The sequence below is a fragment of the Pseudomonas sp. PA-7-1E genome (assembly GCF_021605325.1).
GTDB classification, from domain to species: domain Bacteria; phylum Pseudomonadota; class Gammaproteobacteria; order Pseudomonadales; family Pseudomonadaceae; genus Aquipseudomonas; species Aquipseudomonas fluorescens_BV.
In genome coordinates this window covers 1-642 of the sequence record NZ_WKFA01000139.1, presented here as the reverse complement: position 1 = coordinate 642, position 642 = coordinate 1, and the positions used below count along the sequence as shown (strand labels likewise).

The 642-nt window shown below is 62.5% G+C and carries 1 protein-coding gene; it reads right to left on the bottom strand.

Translation table 11 applies throughout. The features are described 5' to 3' along the window. On the bottom strand, positions 1 to 397 hold a 397-nt coding region (locus GIW79_RS29565; protein WP_157717984.1), incomplete at its 3' end, for a substrate-binding domain-containing protein. Positions 398 to 642: the final 245 nt, after the last annotated feature.

The following is a 642-nucleotide window of genomic DNA, read 5'->3' as shown; positions in this document are numbered from 1 at the left end:
GCACGTCTTCCATGAAGTTGCCCTTGGCATCGACAAAGCGGTCATCCACGGCCATCACTTTCAAACCGTTGACCTTGGCCTTGGCAACGATGGCCGGGCCCAGGGACACGTCCGGCGGGCAGATCACGAAGCCTTTGGCGCCGTTGGCGGCCAGGCTGTCGATGGCCGAGAGGGTTTTCTCGCCGTCCGGCACCGCGATCTTGATGAGTTTGAAGCCTTTGTCCTGGGCGGCTTTTTCCGCAAACGCCCACTCCGTCTGGAACCACGGCTCTTCGGCCTGCTTGACCAGAAAACCGATTTTCACTTCTTCAGCGGCCAGCAACAGGCCGCTCAAGCTCATGGCCGAGACCGCCACAGCGGCGCAGCACAGGGAACGCAAACCACGACGACGATTCATAGGGGTGACTCCTTGTTGTTGTTTTTTTCAATGTTCGTTTTGTGTACGGGTACTGTTGTGGCGAGGGAGCTTGCTTGCGCTGGGGTGCGCAGCGCCCCCCCCAAAAAAGCCAGCTCCCGTTGCGCTGTCGCACGGGGGCAAGCTCCCTCCCCCCAACCGCGCGGTTGGTTTTTCCCGCGGGGCGGGGACAGGGGTTTCCCTGCACGCCGCCCCCCCTGGGCCAAAACCGCCCATCCACGGGGGGG